This window comes from Aurantibacter aestuarii (assembly GCF_003008425.1).
In the GTDB taxonomy this organism is placed as follows: domain Bacteria; phylum Bacteroidota; class Bacteroidia; order Flavobacteriales; family Flavobacteriaceae; genus Aurantibacter; species Aurantibacter aestuarii.
In genome coordinates, this window is sequence record NZ_PXOQ01000019.1 from 23867 (window position 1) to 44469 (window position 20603).

At 31.2% G+C, this 20603-nt stretch carries 17 protein-coding genes; 12 read left to right on the top strand and 5 right to left on the bottom strand.

All coding sequences use genetic code 11. The features are described from left to right. Nucleotides 1-19: 19 nt before the first annotated feature. Nucleotides 20-1264 (bottom strand): hypothetical protein, encoded by a 1245-nt coding sequence (locus C7H52_RS13080; RefSeq protein WP_146130058.1) that lies wholly within the window; start codon nucleotides 1262-1264, stop codon nucleotides 20-22. Between the two features lie 185 nt (nucleotides 1265-1449). On the opposite strand from C7H52_RS13080, the gene C7H52_RS13085 reads away from it, so the two are divergent. From C7H52_RS13085 to C7H52_RS13105, 5 genes are all read left to right on the top strand, one after another. Further along, entirely contained in the window at nucleotides 1450-2772 is a 1323-nt protein-coding gene (locus C7H52_RS13085) for a hypothetical protein (RefSeq protein WP_106464357.1), read from the top strand. Between the two features lie 157 nt (nucleotides 2773-2929). Then, complete coding sequence (locus tag C7H52_RS13090; RefSeq protein WP_245918628.1) at nucleotides 2930-3802, top strand: GNAT family N-acetyltransferase; 873 nt, start codon at nucleotides 2930-2932, stop codon at nucleotides 3800-3802. Continuing rightward, a complete protein-coding gene (locus C7H52_RS13095; RefSeq protein WP_106464359.1) occupies nucleotides 3799-4902 on the top strand; it encodes a DegT/DnrJ/EryC1/StrS family aminotransferase in 1104 nt (367 codons plus the stop codon). The genes C7H52_RS13090 and C7H52_RS13095 overlap by 4 nt, the downstream gene beginning before the upstream one ends. Nucleotides 4903-4956: 54 nt before the next feature. Beyond that, a complete protein-coding gene (locus C7H52_RS13100) occupies nucleotides 4957-6186 on the top strand; it encodes an O-antigen translocase (RefSeq protein WP_106464360.1) in 1230 nt (409 codons plus the stop codon). 1 nt (nucleotide 6187) lies between these two features. Beyond that, complete coding sequence (locus tag C7H52_RS13105; RefSeq protein ID WP_106464361.1) at nucleotides 6188-6739, top strand: acyltransferase; 552 nt, start codon at nucleotides 6188-6190, stop codon at nucleotides 6737-6739. On the opposite strand, the gene C7H52_RS13110 is transcribed toward C7H52_RS13105, so the two are convergent. After that, nucleotides 6722-7858 carry a glycosyltransferase gene (locus C7H52_RS13110; RefSeq protein WP_106464362.1) on the bottom strand — a complete coding sequence of 379 codons (1137 nt, stop codon included), beginning with the start codon at nucleotides 7856-7858 and terminating at the stop codon, nucleotides 6722-6724. The genes C7H52_RS13105 and C7H52_RS13110 overlap by 18 nt on opposite strands. 40 nt (nucleotides 7859-7898) lie before the next feature. Here C7H52_RS13110 and C7H52_RS13115 point away from each other — a divergent pair, with 40 nt between their 5' ends. Further along, on the top strand, nucleotides 7899-8984 hold the full coding sequence (locus C7H52_RS13115; protein WP_106464363.1) for a glycosyltransferase: 1086 nt from the start codon (nucleotides 7899-7901) through the stop codon (nucleotides 8982-8984). Then, complete coding sequence (locus tag C7H52_RS13120) at nucleotides 8981-9403, top strand: sugar 3,4-ketoisomerase (RefSeq protein WP_106464364.1); 423 nt, start codon at nucleotides 8981-8983, stop codon at nucleotides 9401-9403. The genes C7H52_RS13115 and C7H52_RS13120 overlap by 4 nt, the downstream gene beginning before the upstream one ends. Here C7H52_RS13120 and C7H52_RS13125 read toward each other — a convergent pair. Beyond that, nucleotides 9384-10328 (bottom strand): glycosyltransferase family 2 protein, encoded by a 945-nt coding sequence (locus C7H52_RS13125; RefSeq protein WP_106464365.1) that lies wholly within the window; start codon nucleotides 10326-10328, stop codon nucleotides 9384-9386. The genes C7H52_RS13120 and C7H52_RS13125 overlap by 20 nt on opposite strands. 90 nt (nucleotides 10329-10418) lie before the next feature. On the opposite strand from C7H52_RS13125, the gene C7H52_RS13130 reads away from it, so the two are divergent. Then, nucleotides 10419-11522, top strand: a complete 1104-nt coding sequence (locus C7H52_RS13130; RefSeq protein WP_106464366.1) for a hypothetical protein — start codon at nucleotides 10419-10421, stop codon at nucleotides 11520-11522. Here the strand turns inward: C7H52_RS13130 and C7H52_RS13135 are convergent. Continuing rightward, on the bottom strand, nucleotides 11519-12202 hold the full coding sequence (locus tag C7H52_RS13135; RefSeq protein ID WP_106464367.1) for a cell division ATP-binding protein FtsE: 684 nt from the start codon (nucleotides 12200-12202) through the stop codon (nucleotides 11519-11521). The two genes, C7H52_RS13130 and C7H52_RS13135, sit on opposite strands and share 4 nt — an antisense overlap. 144 nt (nucleotides 12203-12346) lie before the next feature. Here C7H52_RS13135 and C7H52_RS13140 point away from each other — a divergent pair, with 144 nt between their 5' ends. The 4 genes from C7H52_RS13140 to C7H52_RS13155 all read left to right on the top strand — a co-directional run bounded on the left by C7H52_RS13140 (nucleotide 12347) and on the right by C7H52_RS13155 (nucleotide 19786). Next, nucleotides 12347-15364: a tetratricopeptide repeat protein gene (locus C7H52_RS13140; RefSeq protein WP_106464368.1), complete on the top strand. Its 3018-nt coding sequence runs from the start codon at nucleotides 12347-12349 to the stop codon at nucleotides 15362-15364. 93 nt (nucleotides 15365-15457) lie between these two features. Further along, a complete protein-coding gene (locus tag C7H52_RS13145) occupies nucleotides 15458-17128 on the top strand; it encodes a TonB-dependent receptor (RefSeq protein ID WP_245918629.1) in 1671 nt (556 codons plus the stop codon). A 178-nt stretch (nucleotides 17129-17306) separates the two neighbouring features. Next, nucleotides 17307-18929 (top strand): amidohydrolase, encoded by a 1623-nt coding sequence (locus tag C7H52_RS13150; RefSeq protein ID WP_181256252.1) that lies wholly within the window; start codon nucleotides 17307-17309, stop codon nucleotides 18927-18929. Between the two features lie 62 nt (nucleotides 18930-18991). Continuing rightward, on the top strand, nucleotides 18992-19786 hold the full coding sequence (locus C7H52_RS13155; RefSeq protein ID WP_181256253.1) for a cation transporter: 795 nt from the start codon (nucleotides 18992-18994) through the stop codon (nucleotides 19784-19786). Nucleotides 19787-19852: 66 nt separating this feature from the next. Here C7H52_RS13155 and C7H52_RS13160 read toward each other — a convergent pair whose 3' ends face one another. Next, nucleotides 19853-20557, bottom strand: a complete 705-nt coding sequence (locus C7H52_RS13160) for a class I SAM-dependent methyltransferase (protein WP_106464371.1) — start codon at nucleotides 20555-20557, stop codon at nucleotides 19853-19855. Between the last annotated feature and the right edge of the window lie 46 nt (nucleotides 20558-20603).

Genomic DNA, 20603 nt, shown 5'->3' on the forward strand with positions numbered 1-20603 from the left:
AAGTTGGTAAGAGCTTAAGTTAACTGTTTTTAAAAAATGGAAGTCTTCTGATTAATAATAGCGGTATTATAATAATTGAAAAGTAATTATAAACCAAATACCTGGATATAGAATGGCAGGCAACAGCAACAATTAAAGCATTGGAAATTACTAACAAAGATGTAAATAAAATAAATCCCGTGTCTAATTCAAACTTTTTAATAACTTTAATAAAGCTCCAAAGTGCTGTAATTAAAAAAAATAGGGCTATAAAAACGGACCTAAAACCATATATAACATTTGTATAATAAATAGAAATGTAGTTTTTAAAATTATGTCTTATAGAATTAAACATAATGGCTTTACAAGCTTCTTCAGTTTTAATATAAGCTTCGGCTCTAGAAAAACCTTTGTTCATATAATAATCTACTCCGCCCATATGTATATTTTGGTTACATATAAGTGGGAAATTTTCATGGAAACGCATGTATTTTTCTTCTAAAGAGCCTTCAACTTTACTATTTAATAAATTTAAACTATCGATACGTTTGTAAGAAAATTTAAAAATTTCTTTATAATCTTCATTTTTAAGTGTCTTGAAATCGTCTTTTTTAGAGACAAATAAAGGTAAAGCTACTGCATTAACGTAACTATATGGTGTTTTAACAAAATAACCATGCACCACTTTTCGGTAAGATTTATCAAGCATATTTGTTACAAAAGGAACTAACAGTAAGAGTATTATAACTGTTAGTTGGGGCTTTTTTCTAAAACGATATCTTTCTTTCAATATAAATATAAAAGCAATAATTATGGGGACTATTACAAATTGTCCTCTAGTTATGGTTAGTGCTATTAAAAGAAGTGCTAAAAAATATATTTTATAAAATTGTCTTTGAAATACGACCTTAATAGAATAGGTAATTATTGATAAATATAGTGGGTAGCATATGCCTTCAGAAGCTACATCATTTGCTAACAAAGGTTTTGTAAAAAAGGGGAATAGTAATAAGAGTAATACACCAATGTTTTGAACAAAGGTCAGTTTAAAAATTTGATTAAGTTTATTAGTAAATACATGAATAGCAGTTAACCCAAATAAAACATGAATTAGAATAATTATATGTGTGTATAGATTAACACCAAAAATCTTTAATAGCACGCGCATAAAAACGGCATAACCAGGAAATCTAGATATTTCCATAACATTATAACTAAAACTGTCATTTCCCAAAACAGGATCTTTTAGCATAACAAAAGCAAAAGTTGCTAAATATAGAGCCAAGCTAATGCTGTGCAGCTTTGAGAGTGATGAAACATATTTTCTTACCGCAGTCATTCCATAAGAATTTCTTCAAAAATACAATTATTAATTCTACTCGTTAATCCTAGTTAGGTTCTATTTTCCTTAAAACATAGCTGTAATTTAAATCTAGATTATTGTACCTTTTCACCTTAATTTAATTTCTAATGAAAAAAACTAAAGCAATCCTGTTACTGTTAAGTATAGGTCTTATATTTCGTCTTGCAGTGTTTTTTTTAGGATATCCTAATCCAACCTTTACGGCAGATACTCAAGGATATTTAGAATTAGCTCAGCTTATTCAAGAGTTCAGTTTAAATAATTACATTGGTCACAGAACTTTAGGTTACCCATTATTAATAGCTTTAGCATTTGGAAATATATATGTTGTTATTGCTTATCAATTTATTATTGGTTTAATTACGAGTTTGCTGTGGTTTTTAACTTTAATAAAATTAAATTTTAGAGTTTCACATAGTTTTTATACTAGTTTGTTTCTGTCTACCTTATTAAATGTTTTTATTTTTGAAACTACTATTTTGGTAGAGTGTATTACGCTTTTTTTTATGAGTTTACTAGTATATATAGTAGCACCAGAAGGTTTAAATACGAATAGATTTAAATTAAATTTATGGCTTTCGTTGGTATGTGGTGCTCTTACTTTAATAAAACCTTTCTATGCGTTTTTACCATTTTTATTTTTTGGACTTTATTTTTTAAATCATTTAAAACTCAATCTAAAACTTTTAAATAAAAGTGTCATTTTAATAGGAGCTATAGTAGTCTATTTTGGGTGGTCTTATGTCAATAAGGTTAATACAGGACATTTTGTTTCTACAACATTTTACGGTTTAAATACCGCACAAAACTGTGTCCGTTTTGCAGAACATGTTCCTGAAGAATTTTCGTGGATAGGAGAGCCTTATGCGCATTATAGAGAAAAATCTAAAGTCGAAGGTAGAGATTTAGCAATGACTATTTGGTATGCATATGAAGAAAACGCTTTTAACTCAAAAAACTTAAGTTTCCCCGATCTATCGGCAGAGTTGGGGCGTTATGCTAAAGTAGCTATAGCATCTAATCCAAAAGCGTATGTAAACCAAGTATTATTTTATTCCTTTAAGGATTTTTGGAGTAGTTCTATTTATTGGGAAGATTCAAAATTTACTTCTACAACTTCAGAGTATATTTTAAAGCGTATTTGGTACGTTCAAAGACAATTTATAAAATTATTCAGACTATTATTTCTATTACTTACGCCTTTTGTAGTGTATAGTTTTTTTAAAAAAAGAAGAATAACAGATTCTATAGTGTTTTATAGTATTATTTACGCTGCAGCTATACTACAGGCTTTAGTGACTTATGGTAATAACGCAAGATTTAGTTTTCCTTTCGAGTTTTTAATGTTGTTTTCAGTATTGTACGTTTTAAAAGAACACAATAGTTTATCGTATGTAAAAAGTAAGTTTAAAAGATTACAAGTAAAATAAATCTTCAGTTTTGTAAATCATCAGTCGCGTTACTTATATTTGTTTAAACCTATCAATTATTTATACAGTAAAAACATATACGACTTCAAATCAATTAGCTTGGGATTATTTTATCCGAAAAGCTAAAAACAGCACGTTTTTATTTGAAAGGGGTTTTATGGATTATCATAAGCATCGATTTCAAGATAATTCTTTAATGATTTTTAAAAATACTCAAGTTGTAGCTGTTTTACCTGCAAATAAGTTAGATAACACCATTTTTTCGCACCAAGGTTTAACCTATGGTGGTTTGGTTTATTCTGAAAAGTTAAAAATGGAACAGGTTTTAGATTTGTATAAATCTATACTGAAATATTTAAGTGAAAAAGGGATAGATAAAGTGGTTATTAAAGAGCTTCCTTACATTTATCAGAAATTTCCAAATGACGACTTTAAGTACATTGCTTTTATTTTAAAAGCAAAACTTTTAAAAAGAGATGCTTTATCCGTAATAGATTATTCATCGACATTTAAAATAGCTTCTAACCGAAAAGAAGGTTTAAAAAAAGCAGAAGAGAACCAATTGGTTTTAAAGGAAGAGAATGATTTTCAGGGCTTTTGGAATCTTATTTTAGAGCCTAATCTTTTGAAAAAATACAAAACAGCACCAGTACATTCTTTGGAAGAAATTCAGCATTTAAAACACAAATTCCCAAAAAATATTAGACAATTTAATGTGTATAAACATGATGAAATTGTTGCAGGAACTACCATTTTTGAAACCGAACACGTTGCGCATTGCCAATATATTTCAGCAAATACTGAAAAAAACAAGTTGGGAAGTTTAGATTTCTTACACTATAAACTAATTACAGACGTTTTTAAGCATAAGGCCTATTATGATTTTGGTATTTCCAATGAAAATAGTGGCAGACAATTAAATAAAGGCTTGTTGTTTTGGAAAGAAGGTTTTGGTGCTAGAACGGTAACGCAGGATGTTTATGAAATTGAAACCAGTCAGGTTAACTTAATAGATGAGGTATTAATATGATTCCATTTTTAGATTTAAAACAAATCAACAAACGCTTTGAAAAAGAATTTAAGGCTCAGTTTAGCGATTTTTTAAATTCTGGAAGTTATATTTTGGGTGATGCGGTATTAAACTTTGAAAAATCATTTGCTAAGTATTGCGGAACATCTTATTGTGTTGGTGTAAGTAACGGTTTAGACGCCTTAATCTTAATTTTTAAAGCCTACAAGGAGTTAGGTTTGCTACATGATGGTGATGAGGTTATTGTACCTTCAAATACGTATATAGCTACTGTTTTAGCTATTTTAAATAACGGACTTCAGCCTGTTTTTGTAGAACCAAACCCATATACTTTTAATATTGAAGCCTCTACCATTTCTAAGCACATAACTAATAAAACCAAAGCCATATTAGTTGTGCATTTATATGGACAGCTATGCGATATGAATGAAATTAATAGCCTGGCTAAGACACATGACTTATTGATAGTTGAAGATGCTGCACAAGCACATGGCGCTCAAACTGAAACTAAAGAAAGAGCAGGTAATTTAAGCGATGCTGCAGGGTTTAGTTTTTACCCTAGTAAAAATCTTGGCGCTTTAGGAGATGCGGGAGCTATTACAACAAACCATAAAGAACTCTATGAATTGTTACTGAAACTTCGTAATTATGGGTCTGCACTAAAATATGAAAATGAGGTTCTGGGCTATAACAATCGTTTAGACCCTATACAAGCTGTTTTTTTACAACATAAATTAACGGTTTTAGATAGTGATAATTCAAAACGTCGCGAGATTGCACAACGATATGTTACGGAGATTAAAAATCCGGAACTTAAGTTGCCTTTTTATAATGGTAGTTTAAATCATGTATTTCATTTATTTGTTATTCAAGTAAAAGACAGAACGCGTTTTATGGACTATATGCTTCAAAATCATATTCAAATCGCCATACATTACCCAAAACCGCCTCATCAGCAAAATGCTTTAAAACAATTTAATAAGAGGTCTTTTCCTGTTTCAGAAGCTATTCATAAAACTTGTGTAAGTTTACCTATAAGTCCGGTCCAAACCGAAGAACAAACGCAACAAATTATATCTGTAATAAACGCTTACCAATAAAAACCATTGAAATTTAAACCCAACTATACTAAGCTCAATAAGCTACAAAAACTAATGTCTCTTAACTCAATTTACTTGATGTTAAGATTGGTTTTTGGAGTGGTAAGTTCTAAAGTGGTAGCTATTACTGTAGGTGCAGAAGGTATTGCTTTGTTGGGAAATTTCAGGAATTTTTTAACCACTACACAGGCAGTGTCGTCTTTGGGGTTTTATGAAGGTATTGTGAAGTATATTTCGGAATATCGAAAAGATTTTAATAAAATTTCTACAGTTTTAAGTACTGCATTAAGCCTAGGATTTATAGGTTCTATAATTCTGGCAGTGGGAATTGTTTTATTTAACGATTATCTTGGAGCTGCCTTATTAAATGATGTTTCTAATTATAAAATGGCATTTTATATTATGGCAGTTTCATTGCCGTTTTATAGTGCAGATGTAGTTTTATTAGCTTTTTTAAACGGAATAGATAAACAACAACGCTTAATACTAATTAGAATAATTGGTCATGTGAGCAGTGTGCTTTTGGTTGTTTTTTTAGTGTATTATTTAAAGCTGAAAGGAGCTTTACTAGCTATAGTGATATCTGAAGGATTTCTACTTTTTATTACGTACTGGTTTGTAAAACAATGGTTACCTTCACTAAACTTAAAGTTCCAAATTTCGGGCATGGCCTACAAATTAGTGCCTTATGCGTTAATTACTGTACTTTCGGCAATAATTGTTCCATTGTATTCTTATGGTATTCGAGAGTATCTTACCCTAAATTTGGGGTTGGAGAGTGCTGGTTTTTGGGAGGCAATGAACAGGATATCGAGTTATTATTATATTTTTATTAGCTCACTTATGGCTTTATACGTATTGCCAAGTCTTTCTAAAGCGAACACTGCTGAACAATTTCGAGCAGTTGTTTTTGACTTTTATAAATCGGTTTTACCTTTTTTTATTATTGGGTTAGTCGGTGTTTATCTATGTAGAGATATTATTATTTCTATTCTTTTTACAGAAGATTTTGCTCAGGTGTCCGAGTTATTTTTATGGCAGGAATTAGGAGATGTATTTAGAACATTATCTTTAGTTATGGCATATCAGTTTTTAGCAAAAAAAATGTTTGTACATTACGTGCTGTTCGAAATTGGTTTCGCAGCCTTATATTATTTTTTAAGTTTATATTTAATAGATACTCAAGGAATAATTGGAGCAAACATGGCTTATTTTATAGCTTATGTATGCCATTTTACAGCAGTTGTTATGGTGTTTAGAAAACCTTTATTAAATCTTAAGTAGTATGCTGGAACGTATTGTTTTAAAGTTTTTACGTTTTTTTTATTCTAATCTTTCACAACATCATATTGTGAGTGGTCAGTTTAAGGACATTCAACCTGTTTTAATAAAAGGAAAAGGTAAAGTTGCCTATGGCTTAAATGTAAAACATGGTGTGCCTACATCACCTCACTTTTATAATACCTATACTTATATAGAAGCCAGAACAAGCCATTCCGAAATTATATTTGGAGACCATGTGAGTACAAATAACAATCTATCTATTGTATCAGAGCAAAAAGTGGTTATTGGAAGTCATACACTTATGGGTTGCAATTGCTCAATTATAGATAGTAATTTTCATGATTTACATCCGCAAAACCGTTTACAGACAGATCCCAATCCTAAAGCTGTTATTTTAGGTGAAAATGTATTTTTAGGCAATTCTGTAACTATATTAAAAGGTGTTGAATTGGGAGATCATTGTGTAGTAGCTTCTGGATCGGTCGTGAATTGTTCTTTTCCTGAAAAATCGGTAATTGCAGGAAATCCGGCAGTTTTAGTTAAAACACTGTAAATACTTTAGCGCTATTGCTTTATCCTGGTGTTGTTTTTCTACAAATGCTCTTGCGTTAGTGGCTATTTCCACGATTTTTTCGGGATGTTGTATAAAATAGTCTAACTTTTCTACCAAATAATCAATGTCTGGCTTAGCATTTATGAGTAAGGTATCTGCTTCAACATTAAAATACTCCAACCATTCTTTTTCAGCACCAGAAAACACCAATTTCCCTTTTGCCATGCTTTCTAACGCATTGTAACCTTGAGAATAGGAATAAACCTGGTCCAACACTATATGTGCTTTGTTATAAGAATTGATGTATTCAGTATAACTTACATTTTCGGTTCTAAGAATAATCACTTTTTCAGGGTATTTAAGCTTAATAATTTTTAGAGCTTCATCAAAATAATGATTGCCTTTCTTGTAATAGTTTAATCGATTAATCCCATGAAATATTATAATTCTATCATGGCTTTTTTGTGGTGTTAATTCAAGTTTTTCCAATGTGACAGGAAAAGGGATATAGCCTAAATACTTTTTGCTGTTTTTATAAGCCATATCATAATCTATATCTGCAGCTATAACGCCTTTACAATTATTAATGACAAATTCATGTAAATTTTTATGTGCTTTTTTAGTGTATTTAATGCTATCTAAAAAATAAGATTTTAAGGTGCTATTTTTCTTATAAGCATCTAGAATGGTATAAGGTAATTGAGATTTATTTAAATAATTAATGTACTGGTAGTCATCACCACAAGCCGCTAAATAAACTTTTTTGTTATTTTTAAATATAAATTTTAATATTTGGCGTTCTAATTTAGGATGTGTTTGTAATGGAAAAGGATTTATTAATAATACCACATCAAAGTGCGTAAATTTTGATTTTATTTTCCAGAAATTATAATAAATACTAAGACCAACAATGTCGTAAGACGTTAATTTAAATATGCCTTGTCTTATATAATTAAACGGATTTTTTCTCCAGAATGAGCCTTCTAGATTTATATCTACATCATAATTTTTAAAGCCATCTTGTCTGGCAGCGAGCGTAACTTCACAATTGTTTTTTAGCAAGCCATTTTTTAACTGATTAAAAAAGCCACTATATTCACCAAACAAAAGTATTTTCATTAAGATTGTATATTTTTGTCTAAGTTACTTAAATATTAAAATGCCACAAAACAATACTAAAAAGATAGGTTTAATAGTTGATAGCTTGTCCAATGGTGGCGCAGAAAAATCGGCAGCTCATCTATCTGTAATTTTAGAACATGCAGGATATAAGGTTATTATTATTGCTATAAAACCAGATGTGTCTTACGCTTATAAAGGAAATTTAATACATTTAGGGAAACAGGTATCTCAAATTAAAATTGTTAAGCAAGTACAAAAGATTTTAAGATTTAAAAAAGCAGTTGCATCTCATCAAGGTACAATATGGATAGATTATAGAATGCGTAATAGGAAATTAATGGAGTTTTTATTACATCGTCTGGTGTTTAAAAATGAACAGTTAATTTTAACCATTCATAACTATCATATTGATTATCATATTCCTAAAGGAAATTACTTCAATAACCTTTATAAAAAACATCACATTACAGCGGTTTCAAAAGACATTAAAAAACGGTTAAAATCTGAAAAAAATATTGAAAGTACATATATTCCAAATGCTATAGATTTTGAAGCAATTAATGAAAAAGCTGATGCGTTTAAAGTAAATGAGCAATACATTGTTGCAGTCGGGAGATTATTTAATAAGGTGAAACAGTTTGATGTATTGATAGATGCGTATGCCAAATCCATTTTAAAAACACAGCATGTAAAATTATTTATTTTGGGTGAAGGCGAAGATAAATCGCTTTTACAACAGCAAATTAATCAGTTACATTTAAAGGAGCACATTCAACTTTTAGGATTTAAGGAAAATCCTTACCCATATATAAAAAATGCTAAATTTTTAACGCTAACCAGTAAGTTTGAGGGCTTACCAATGGTGATTTTGGAAGCTTTAAATTTAAATACACCTGTAATATCTTATAACTGTCCTTCGGGTCCTTCGGAAATGATTATTCATAACAAAAACGGACTTTTAGTTGAAAATCAAAATCAAGAAAAACTAATTGAAGCGATGAATAGTTTGGTTTTATATCCCGATAAATTGAATGATTTAGCTAAAAATTCTCATGACTATTTATTACCTTACACTTCCAAATCACACCTAAATTATTGGGAAAACCTATTTAAAAATTTATGACTAGTACAATCTCTCAGTGTACCATACATCAACTTCCTAAAATTGAAGATCATCGCGGTAATATTTCTGTTATAGAAAAAGACATTTTGCCCTACGCTATAAAACGGGTCTATTATCTTTATGATGTGCCTTCTGGAGCCAAACGTGGCGGTCATGCGCACATTGACCAGTCGGAGCTTTTAGTGGCTGTAAGTGGTAGTTTTGATGTGATTGTAAATGATGGTCAAAATAAAAAAACGGTGACTTTAAATAAACCAGACCAAGGCTTATTAATTCCTAAAGGGATTTGGAGAGAATTAGAAAACTTTTCGTCAGGCTCTGTGTGTTTGGTATTAGCTTCCGATGTTTATTTAGAAAGCGATTATATTAGAGATTTTGAAAATTTCAAGGCACACAAACTTAATAGCTCGTTACTCTAATTTTCCATTTTAATAAAACGCTCTTAAGCTGTTTTAAATTTTTTAAAACAAAAACGGGCATTCGTAATAAAAAACGTTGCTTATGGCTTAAATTGTCTTGGTCTAAACCTTTTTTTAATAGTGATATATGGTCGAAATCATTAGTCATACGACTTTGAGAAAGCCAATAGTATCGGTACGTGTCTAAATACTTTTTAAGACTAGAGTTTTGTTTTGCATCATTTTCAAAATGACTTAAATCTGGAAGTTTTTTTCCTTTAAAACCAACTTTTGTCATTTGGTTTGGAATGTCTTGTCTCGAAATCACCAAAGGTTTAAAATAAAAAGCCATTTTGTAATCTAAATTCGCTTTTATATAAAACTCAATGTCTTCAGCAAAAGTAACTGCTTCATTAAATTTAATAGCCTCAAACACCTCTTTATTGAAAGCAAAACTACTAGGTACGGTTATGGGTTGAAACAAGCTAGCATCAAAAAAATCATTCACAATAAATGTCGTGTCACGTTTTGCTTTAGGAATATTTTTTCTGGGTTGTAGCTGAAGTGATTCACTATAAAACTCTATATAATCTGTGCCAAAAAGTGAAGCTTCAGGAAAATTAAGACTAAGTTGATGAATTTCTTTTAAGTACTGAGGTTGCCATAAATCGTCTGCATCTAAAAGTGCCAAAACCTTTCCCTTTGCTAATGAAATAGCTTCATTTCTTGTGGTAGATAATCCTTGGTTGGTTTGAGAAACTATGGTTTTTTGTTCAAAAGTACTTAATGTTTTTTCCGCTATAGTTACACTTTTGTCTGTAGAGCCATCATTAACAATAATAATCTCAAAATCTAAAAACGACTGATTTAAAACACTTTCTAAAGTTGTCTTAATGAAATTTTCTTTATTATATAAAGGAATAATTACAGAAAAAAAAGGCGTCATAGAAATTGGTTTTCAATACAAAAATAATAGATTTAATCGTAGTAGCGTTTAATACTAAAAATCAATTATTAGTTTAGCTTTGCCTTAAGTATGCAAAAAACACTTCAAATAGTAATTTTTGATAATCCTTGTCCGCCAGATTATGGTGGCGTTATAGATGTGTTTTATAAAATAAAAGCTTTGAAAGCTTTAGGTGTAAGACTTATACTGCATGTTTTTTATTCTGAAAGAAATCAATTTACAGCGTTGGAGCAGTGGTGCGATATCTTGTACACTTATAAACGTAATAAATCATTTCTTCAGCATTTTTCTATTTTACCTTATGCTGTAAAATCTAGAAGTTCGGAGCAATTACTAACTCAACTTAACAACAGTGATGCGCCAATTTTATTTGAATCACTCGTAAGTACTAGTGTTTTAAACTCTTCAAAATTAAAACAACAAAAATTGGTAAGAGCTCATAATATAGAACATCACTACAGTAAAGGGTTATTTAAAAGTGCCCAAAATTACATTCAAAAAACAGCCTTTTATATAGAGGCACTAAAACTAAAACGCTACGAATCTGTTTTGGATAATGCAGATGTTATTTTAAGTTTATCTGATTTTGAAACAGAATACTTTAAACAGCATTATACTACTAGCGTTAAGTATTTAAAAATTTTTCAGGAGCATTCAAAAGTCATTAGTGAAAAAGGTAATGGTACTTATGCCTTATACCATGGTGATTTAACTATAGCAGATAATATTAAATCCGCATTATTTTTAATAGACGTATTTTCAGAGTTGGAACATCCATTAATTATAGCAGGAAGAATAATTCCAGATAGTATTACTCAAAAAGTATCAGGATTTAATCATATTAAGTGTGAGATTATAAAAGATCAATCCCATTTAAATCAACTAATTAAAGAGGCGCATATAAATACATTGTATTCTTTTCAGAAATCTGGCACAAAACTAAAAGTGTTTACTGCTTTATTTAAAGGAAAACATTGCATCGTTAATAAAAACATGATAGATGATGCTAATATTTTAAGTTGTTGTGAGCTAGCAGAAACGTTAGAATCGTATAGAGTTACGGTTAACAGATTGTTTCAAACCGATTTTAAAATTGCAACTACACGTATAAAGGCTTTAGAATCTTACCATCCTGAAAATTTAGCAAAGCAATTAGTAGAGTTTATAAATTAAGATTTGCGTTGCACCACTTCAAAAATACGGCTCTCGTCGCACTTTAAAGTTTTACTTGGGTATTTTAGTAACAGTGCATAATCGTGTGTTGCCATTAAAATGGTATTACCATTTTTATTTAATTGCTGCAACACTTCCATAACTTCTACACTAGTTTGTGGATCTAAGTTTCCAGTTGGCTCGTCTGCAATAATTAATTCTGGATGGTTTAATAACGCTCGTGCAATTGCAATACGTTGTTGCTCTCCACCAGAAAGTTCATGAGGGAATTTATAACTTTTACTTGCCATACCTACTTTTTCAAGACATTCGTTAATACGTTCGTCTATTTTAGCTTTCTCTTTCCAGCCAGTAGCTTTTAAAACAAATGCTAAATTATCGTAGACTTTTCGGTCGGATAATAATTGAAAATCTTGAAACACCACTCCTAATTTTCGTCTTAAATACGGGATTTCTTTTTCCTTTAAAGTATCTAAATCAAATTCCACAATTTTGCCAACACCTTTTTTAAGCGGTAAATCGCCGTATAAGGTTTTCATAAAACTACTTTTTCCAGAACCCGTTTTACCAATTAAATAGACAAATTCGCCACGATTAACTTCTAAATTAACATTAGAGATAATTAAATTATCACCTTGAAAAATTGACGCATCTTGAAGTTTTAAAATTGCTGTAGCCATATGTTGGGTTTTGTAAAATGTAAAAATTTACAGTAAAGTAAATACAAATTTTTAGTAAAGGTAAATAACAAAACAATTATAACATATTTCTAACGTTTAAAAATTAGGATTTAGATATATTTGAACGAATTAAAACCTACCTGAATGACTTTTAAAAAATGCCTGTTTTTTTTAATGGTTTGCTTTTTTGCTTTTAACCTTAAAGCACAACAAACTAAAATATTCTCACATAGTTTAGTAAGTTTTAAGAAAGCTGAAGATTTATATAAAAAGAAACAATACCAAACCGCTCAAAATTTATTTGGAAGAATAAAAAAAGACACAAAAGATTTTGAAGTAGAAAGCGACTGTGCCTATTACATTGCTAATTGTGCCGTAAGACTTAATCAGCAAAATGCCGATGTGTTAATGGAAGATTTTGTTCAAAATTATCCTACTAGCACGAAACGTAATGCTGCATTTTTAAATGTAGCTACCTATTATTTTGAAAACGCAAATTATGCCTATGCACAAAAATGGTTTGAAAAGGTAGATGAAAGTCGTTTAACCTCAAACCAACAGGAAACGTATAATTTTAGCAAAGGTTACACGGCATTTACTACTAAAAATTTTACTGAAGCGAAACGTTATTTAACTAAAGTTGAAAATTCGTCCACATATGGGTCACAAGCCAAATATTATTTGGGTTTTATGGCATATGAAGGAGATGATTATACCAGCGCCAATACTTATTTCGACCAAGTAAGCGGAGAAGAAAAGTATAAAGAGAAGCTTACTTACTATCAGGCGGATTTAAATTTTAAACTAGGGAAGTTTGAAGAAGCTATAAAATTAGCCAAAGCCCAATTAGATAAAAGCAACGCTAATGAAGTTTCAGAATTAAATAAAATTATAGGCGAAAGTTATTTCAACTTAAAAAATTATGAAGAAGCCTTACCGTACTTAAAAGCTTATAAAGGTAAAAATGGTAAATGGTCTAATACGGATTATTATCAGCTAGGCTACACATACTACAAACAAAAAGATTATACGAAAGCTGTTTCAGAATTTAATAAAATTATAAATGCAGACGACAAGGTTGCACAGAATGCCTATTACCATTTAGGGGAAAGTTACATCAATCTTAATAAAAAACAAGAAGCTCTAAATGCCTTTAGAACCGCTTCAAATATGATTTACGATGTTAAAATTCAGGAAGATGCGGCTCTAAACTATGCTAAATTAAGTTATGAAGTAGGAAACGTATATAAATCTGTTCCAGAAGTTTTAAATGATTTCTTAGAGAAATATCCTAATTCTCCTCACAAAGAACACATCGAAAATTTATTAATTGATTCTTACATCACCTCTAAAAACTATAAGGAGGCTTTAGTGGTTTTAAAAGGAAAAAATAGCTTTGAAAATAAAAAAGCTTACCAAAAAGTCGCTTTTTACAGAGGTTTAGAATTATATAATGAGACTAATTATACCAAAGCAAAAGAGTTTTTTGAAGGTTCTTTAAAAGAGCAAATAGATGAATTGTACACCGCAAGAGCTACATTTTGGTTGGCGGAAACCAATTACAACACTTCAAATTTTAATGAGGCTTTAATTGGTTTTAAGCAATTTGAAACGAGTGGTAAATCTTCAGTGACCCCAGAATTTGCACATTTAGATTACAATTTGGCTTACACTTATTTCAAACTGAAAGATTACGTGAAATCTTCAGCATCTTTTAAAAATTACATCTCAAAAAATCCTAAAGATGTAAACCGATTAAATGATGCTTATTTAAGATTGGCAGATGGTTATTTTGTAAGTAGCGATTATACCAATGCGATTTCTGCTTATAACGAAGCCATCAAAATTGGTGCGTTAGAAAAAGACTATGCGGCATTCCAAAAAGCATTAAGTTACGGTTATATTGGTGATCAAACTAAAAAAATACAGCAGTTAGAACAATTCTTAGCAACTTATAAAGGTTCAAATTTACAGGACGATGCGCTATATACTTTAGCTAATGCTTATATAGATAATAATAGTACGGTTGAGGCAATGAAAACCTATTCTAAATTGGTTAATAGCTTTCCAGAAAGTCCTTTAGTGTCTAAAGCCTTATTACGTCAAGGTTTGTCGTACTATAATAAAAATGATAATGCAGAAGCACTTTCAAAATTTAAGCAAATTGCCAAGCAATTCCCAGCAACACCAGAAGCCAATCAGGCTGTAGCAACAGCTAGACTTATTTATATAGATATGGGTCAGGTTAACGATTATGCGGCTTGGGTAAAAACTTTAGGATTTGTGCAGGTGTCTAATGCCGATTTAGATAATGCGACCTATCAGGCTGCCGAAAAACAATATCTAGATGCCAATGCTAAAGAGGCAATTAAACAATTTAATAACTATATCAATCAGTTTCCTAAAGGACTTCATGCTAAAGAGGCACATTTCTACTTGGCACAATTATATTATAAAGATAATTTAACAGAGAATGCTACGCCACATTTCGAGTATGTTGTAAATGCACCAAAAAGTGAATTTACAGAAGAAGCCTTGCTGCGTTTATCTCAAATTTACTTAGCGTCTAAAGATTACTGGAAAGCCATCCCGGTTTTAAAACGTTTGGAAGCAGAAGCTAACTTTTCTCAGAACACACTTTTTGCACAATCTAATATTATGAAAGCTTATTACGAGCTTAAAAAATATCCGGAAGCCGATGCTTATGCCAATAAAGTTTTAGCCAATGCGAGTATTGATCAAAATATAAAAAACGATGCTAAAATAATTATAGCACGTTCGGCTTTAAAATTAAATGACAACCAAAAAGCACAACAAGCTTATGCGGAAGTGGAAAAAACGGCAACAGGAGAAACTGCTGCTGAAGCGTTGTATTACAACGCCTATTTTAAACATGAAGCGAAACAGTTTGAAGCTAGTAATGTGGTGACACAAAAATTAGTAAAAGACTATTCGACCTATAAATACTATGGCGCAAAAGGTTTAATTGTGATGGCTAAAAATTTTAATGCTTTAGACGATGCATTTCAGTCAACTTATATTTTAGAAAGTGTTATTAAAAATTTCGCCACTTTTGAAGACGTGGTGCAAGAAGCTCAAGAGACGTTAAAGGCAATTAAAATAGAACAGGCCAAAACAAATTCTTCAGTTATACCAGACTAATTTTTTTAAAATAATTCATTAGAGATATTTCAATTTATGTTTAAGATAAGATATAGTTTATTCATTATTTTTTGTGTTTTAAGTCACTCGCTTTTGGCACAGGAGCGTCAGCAAGACACACTTAAAACAGATGTTATAGATGTGGTAAAACCTTACACGCCAAGCATTAGTGACGCTTTTAAAATAAAAGAACAACCTAATTTAAATGATGATACTGTTAATGAAAAAAAGGCAATAGATTATACCATATTTTCATTTCCTGTAGCGTCAACATTTACACCAGCTAAAGGTAAAGCCGCAGTAATTGATAAAGCCAAGAAAGAATTGTTGTACGATAATTATGCAAATATAGGTTTAGGTACCAATACCACTATTTTAGGAGAAGTGTATTTAAACCATAAAATTGGACGTAACCAAAATATTGGTACTTACTTATCTCACTTATCATCGCAAGTTGGCGTAGATGATGTATTAAGAGATACCGATTTTTCGGACTCTAAAATAGACTTAAACTATAAAGATCGCGCCAAGAATTATACCTTTCAATTAAATACAGGGTTCGAGTTTAAAAGCAATAACTGGTATGGTTTGCAACAACCTTTATTTACACAAGAAAATGCAGATTCTTTAGATGTTAGTCAATCTTATAACAACGCTTACCTTAAAGGAACTGTAAGTTTTGAAAATAGTGTTTTAAAATCTGGAGATATTTTATTCCGACGTTTTGCCGATAAATTAGATTCCGCAGAAAACCGATTTTTTGCTGAAACGGAAGCTGAATTTGAAATTTTAGAAAGTCCAATCACTTTAGGTTTGTATGTTGATTATTTATCAGGACAATTTGAGCGCAATTATTTTACAGATGAAGCGGTAAACTATGGAAATATTCAGGTAGGTTTAATGCCAACTTATACGTTTTTTACAGATGATTTATTGGTGAATATAGGACTTAAAACGGTTTATGCTAATGATACCGAGTTTGGAAAAAGTAAATTCTTTATTTATCCTAATGTAAAAGCAACATATAATTTGGTAGAACAATATGTGTCTGCTTTTGCAGGTTTAACAGGAGAATTACAACAAAATTCTTATTATGGTTTTGTAGAGGAAAATCAGTTTGTTTCTCCAGATTTATTTATCACACCAAGCGACCAGCAATATAAAGCTTATGGAGGTCTAAGAGGTAAAGTAACAAACAGTACGAGCTATCAAATAGATGCCAGTTATTCTAATACAGAAACTATGGCATTATTTAAAAACAACACCATAACGGCATCAAACCGTCCTTATTCTTACGGAAACTCTTTTGGAGTGGTTTACGATAATGTATCGACCTTAACTTTTGGTGGACGTCTGGATTTCGATTTTAACCAAAAGATTAATTTGGGAGTAAAAGGAACGTATTATTCTTATAAAACCACTTTTGAAGAAGAAGCTTGGAATTTGCCTAACATAGATATTGCAGCATTTTTGGATTATAAAATTAATGACAAGTTTACTGCAGGAGCAAGTTTGTTTTTTGTTGGCGAGCGTAAGGATGAATTAACTTTAGACAGCACAAGGTTTCCTATTACAGACTCTGAAGTAATTAATTTAGATGCTTACATAGACTTAAATGCTTACGTGGATTATCAGATTAATAATCAGTTTTCGGCTTATTTTAAAGCATTAAATGTTGTGGCTAATCAGTATGAAAAATGGCAAAACACACCGGTACAAGGCTTTCAGGTTTTAGTTGGTGCCACCTATAAATTTAATTTTTAAGGGATTATGACGCAACCTTTTAAAATTTGTTGCATCTAATAGATATATTATAAGGTTCTGCCATAAACCTCATAATAAAAAACCTTAAGGCTTTCCCCAAAGTTTTAAGGTTTTTTTCTGCCTGCTTATCTCAACAATATTGGCTATTTTAGCTATACTAATTTTAGAATATATCAGGATGTACAGAATTTTAATAGTGTTATTGCTTTTAGTGGTTTCGTGTAAGGAGTCAAAAACAAACGTCGATCTTATCGTTATAAATGCACAAGCCTATTTGGTTAACGCATCTTTTGATACTGCTGAAGCATTTGCGGTTAAAGATGGTAAATTTCTGGAGATAGGAAGCAGCAAATATATTCAAGATACTTATGAATCTTCACAAATTATCGATGCTAAAAATAAAACCATATTACCGGGTTTAATAGATGCACATTGTCATTTCTATGGATTGGGTTTAAATCAGCTACAAGTCGATTTAGTAGGAACAACAAGTTTTGAAGAGGTTATCGAGCGAGTAAAAATATTTCAAAAAAACAAAAAAGCTAATTTTATTATCGGTCGTGGCTGGGACCAAAACGATTGGGCCGTTCAAGAATTTCCAAATAAAAAGATATTAGATAGTTTGTTTCCAGGGACACCTGTGGCGCTAACCAGAGTAGATGGTCATGCCATGTTATGTAATACCGCAGCTTTAAAAGTGGCAGGAATAACTCTAGAGACTAAAGCTGAAGGTGGCGAAATTTTAGTTGAAAACAATCAGTTAACCGGTGTTTTAATAGATAACCCGATGGAACTAGTAGAAGCTGTTTTTCCTAAACCAAGCAAAAAGATGCAAATCACAGCCTTAAACGATGCTCAGCACATTTGCACGAGCTTAGGTTTAACTACCGTAAGCGATGCAGGTTTGGACCAGCAAGTTATAGAATTAATAGACAGTTTACAGCAAGCAAATGTTTTAGACATGCGTATTTATGCCATGATTAGTAATAAGAAGGAAAACTTAGATTATTATTTAACAAAAGGTAAAATTAAAACACCACGATTAAATGTGCAATCGGTTAAAGTTTATGCCGATGGTGCTTTGGGTTCACGTGGTGCAGCTTTAAAAGAAAGTTATAGCGATAAGCATAATCACTTTGGTGCTTTGGTAATTGGTGTGGAAGATTATAAAACCTTGGCACAACGTATTGCAAATTCCGATTACCAGATGAACACGCATGCTATTGGAGATTCTGCCAATAGGTTTGTGTTACAAACGTATAATAAAGTGTTACAAGACAAAGAAAACCGACGTTGGCGTGTGGAACATGCTCAGGTGATTACCGACAACGATTTTGAATATTTTAAAAATGATAATATTATTCCGTCTATCCAGCCAACACACGCTACAAGCGACATGTATTGGGCAGAAGACCGCTTAGGTGCACAGCGCGTAAAAGGTGCTTATGCATATAAAACCTTATTGGAAATTAGCGGTAAGGTTGCTTTAGGAACCGATTTTCCTGTCGAGCAAGTAAACCCGTTTTTAACATTTTACGCAGCTGTATCTAGAAAAGATACTAAAGGTTATCCTGAAAATGGCTTTAATATAAGAGATGGTTTAACTCGAGAGGAAACCTTAAAAGGTATGACCATTTGGGCAGCCTACTCTAATTTTGAAGATGAAGAAAAAGGAAGTATTGAAACTGGTAAATATGCCGATTTTATAATTCTGGATCGAGATATTATGACTGTAGAGATTAACCAGGTTCCGGAAACCAAAGTACTATCTACGTTTATTAATGGAAAGAAGGTGCATTAAATACTAAAGCTGAATAGTTTTGATTCATATACCATAAGTTATTTTTAAAACAGAGAATTTAAGTGAAAAAGACCATATTTGAAATTACTAAAATGGACTGTCCGTCTGAAGAAAATTTAATTCGAATGAAACTGGACGGAATTTCGAGTATTGTAAATTTGGACTTTGATATTCCAAATAGAACATTGACTGTTTTCCACACAGGAGAGAGTTTTCTCATCGAAAAATCACTGTTAGAACTTAATTTAGGCGCAAAGAAGATCTCTACAGGAGAAACTAATCAAACGGATTTTAAAGAAAACGAAAATCAGAAAAAACTACTTTGGATGGTACTTGCAATAAACTTTGTTTTTTTTGTTATTGAAATGACAACAGGTGTTTTTTCAAAATCTATGGGTCTCGTAGCCGACAGCCTAGACATGCTTGCCGACAGTTTTGTGTATGGCATAAGTTTGTTTGCGGTTGGTGGAACTTTAATTAAGAAAAAACGTATAGCCAAACTTGCTGGATATTTTCAAATTATTCTAGCAATTATTGGGTTTTTAGAAGTTCTAAGACGCTTTTTTGGCGAAGAGAAACTCCCAAATTTTTCAACGATGATTGTTGTTTCTATTTTAGCGTTAATAGCAAATGGGATTTGTCTTTATATTTTACAAAAATCAAAAAGTAAAAAAGAAGCACACATGAAAGCCAGCATGATTTTTACTTCCAATGATGTAATTATTAATTTAGGTGTCATAATTGCCGGGGTTTTGGTAAGCTGGCTGCAAAGTAGTAAGCCAGATTTGATTATAGGAACCATTGTTTTTGTATTGGTTGTACAAGGAGCAATGCGTATTCTTAAATTAAGTAAGTGACCAGTTAAATTATTTGTATAAGGTAATAACTTATAAAGCTGACCTTATCTAAGGTGATAAATAAAATTATGCGTTAAGGCTAAGCTTAGCTAAATAATCGAAATGTTGGCCTTCTAGTATTAATTCGCAATTAAGCCCTGCAGCTTTACAAGCGGTTAGTAAGGTATTAAAGTCCAAGTACAACCATTTCATAGGTGTTTCATTTTCGCCTTTATAACTTAGGAAATAATCCAATTCGCCATAATAACTGGCATTGGTGTCTATCCAAAAGCCGCCATCATCATCTTCGTACATGTATTTAATGTCGCTGGAGTCTATTAAAATTTGTCCGTTTTCATTTAAAAGCGATTTTAAATGTCTTAAATAGTGTGGTACATCATTTAAAGTTTGAAAAATTCCCGTACCATTCATTAACAATAAAATGGTGTCGTAAGTACCTGTCTCATCTAAAAGCGCGTGGTTTTCAGCATTTAATACACCTCGTTTTTTTGCCACTTCAATTGCACCTTTAGAGCTGTCAATTGCTTTTACTTTTAATCCTTTTTCTTGTAAATACAAGCTGTGCAGACCAGAACCACAGCCCACATCTAAAATATCTCCTTGACATAATTTTAAAGCCTTTTGCTCTAAAATTGGCAAGTCATTATAACTTCTGAATAAATAGGGAAGTGGTAATTCATCTTCATCAGAAATCTGGGTTGAGGTGATGATATCTTCCGTGTAATTTCCATGATAAAAATCTAATAATGCTTTACCAAATATATCTTTCATTGTAAGAGGTGATTTTAAAAATAAATTAAAGTTCTATTTTTGTACT

Bases quoted from the DNA above. Each gene is read 5' to 3' on its own strand.
- C7H52_RS13085 (WP_106464357.1), top strand. From the start codon at position 1,450: ATGAAAAAAACTAAAGCAATCCTGTTACTGTTAAGTATAGGTCTTATA.
- C7H52_RS13090 (WP_245918628.1), top strand. From the start codon at position 2,930: ATGGATTATCATAAGCATCGATTTCAAGATAATTCTTTAATGATTTTT.
- C7H52_RS13095 (WP_106464359.1), top strand. From the start codon at position 3,799: ATGATTCCATTTTTAGATTTAAAACAAATCAACAAACGCTTTGAAAAA.
- C7H52_RS13100 (WP_106464360.1), top strand. From the start codon at position 4,957: ATGTCTCTTAACTCAATTTACTTGATGTTAAGATTGGTTTTTGGAGTG.
- C7H52_RS13105 (WP_106464361.1), top strand. From the start codon at position 6,188: ATGCTGGAACGTATTGTTTTAAAGTTTTTACGTTTTTTTTATTCTAAT.
- C7H52_RS13110 (WP_106464362.1), bottom strand. From the start codon at position 7,858: ATGAAAATACTTTTGTTTGGTGAATATAGTGGCTTTTTTAATCAGTTA.
- C7H52_RS13115 (WP_106464363.1), top strand. From the start codon at position 7,899: ATGCCACAAAACAATACTAAAAAGATAGGTTTAATAGTTGATAGCTTG.
- C7H52_RS13120 (WP_106464364.1), top strand. From the start codon at position 8,981: ATGACTAGTACAATCTCTCAGTGTACCATACATCAACTTCCTAAAATT.
- C7H52_RS13125 (WP_106464365.1), bottom strand. From the start codon at position 10,328: ATGACGCCTTTTTTTTCTGTAATTATTCCTTTATATAATAAAGAAAAT.
- C7H52_RS13130 (WP_106464366.1), top strand. From the start codon at position 10,419: ATGCAAAAAACACTTCAAATAGTAATTTTTGATAATCCTTGTCCGCCA.
- C7H52_RS13135 (WP_106464367.1), bottom strand. From the start codon at position 12,202: ATGGCTACAGCAATTTTAAAACTTCAAGATGCGTCAATTTTTCAAGGT.
- C7H52_RS13140 (WP_106464368.1), top strand. From the start codon at position 12,347: ATGACTTTTAAAAAATGCCTGTTTTTTTTAATGGTTTGCTTTTTTGCT.
- C7H52_RS13150 (WP_181256252.1), top strand. From the start codon at position 17,307: ATGTACAGAATTTTAATAGTGTTATTGCTTTTAGTGGTTTCGTGTAAG.
- C7H52_RS13160 (WP_106464371.1), bottom strand. From the start codon at position 20,557: ATGAAAGATATATTTGGTAAAGCATTATTAGATTTTTATCATGGAAAT.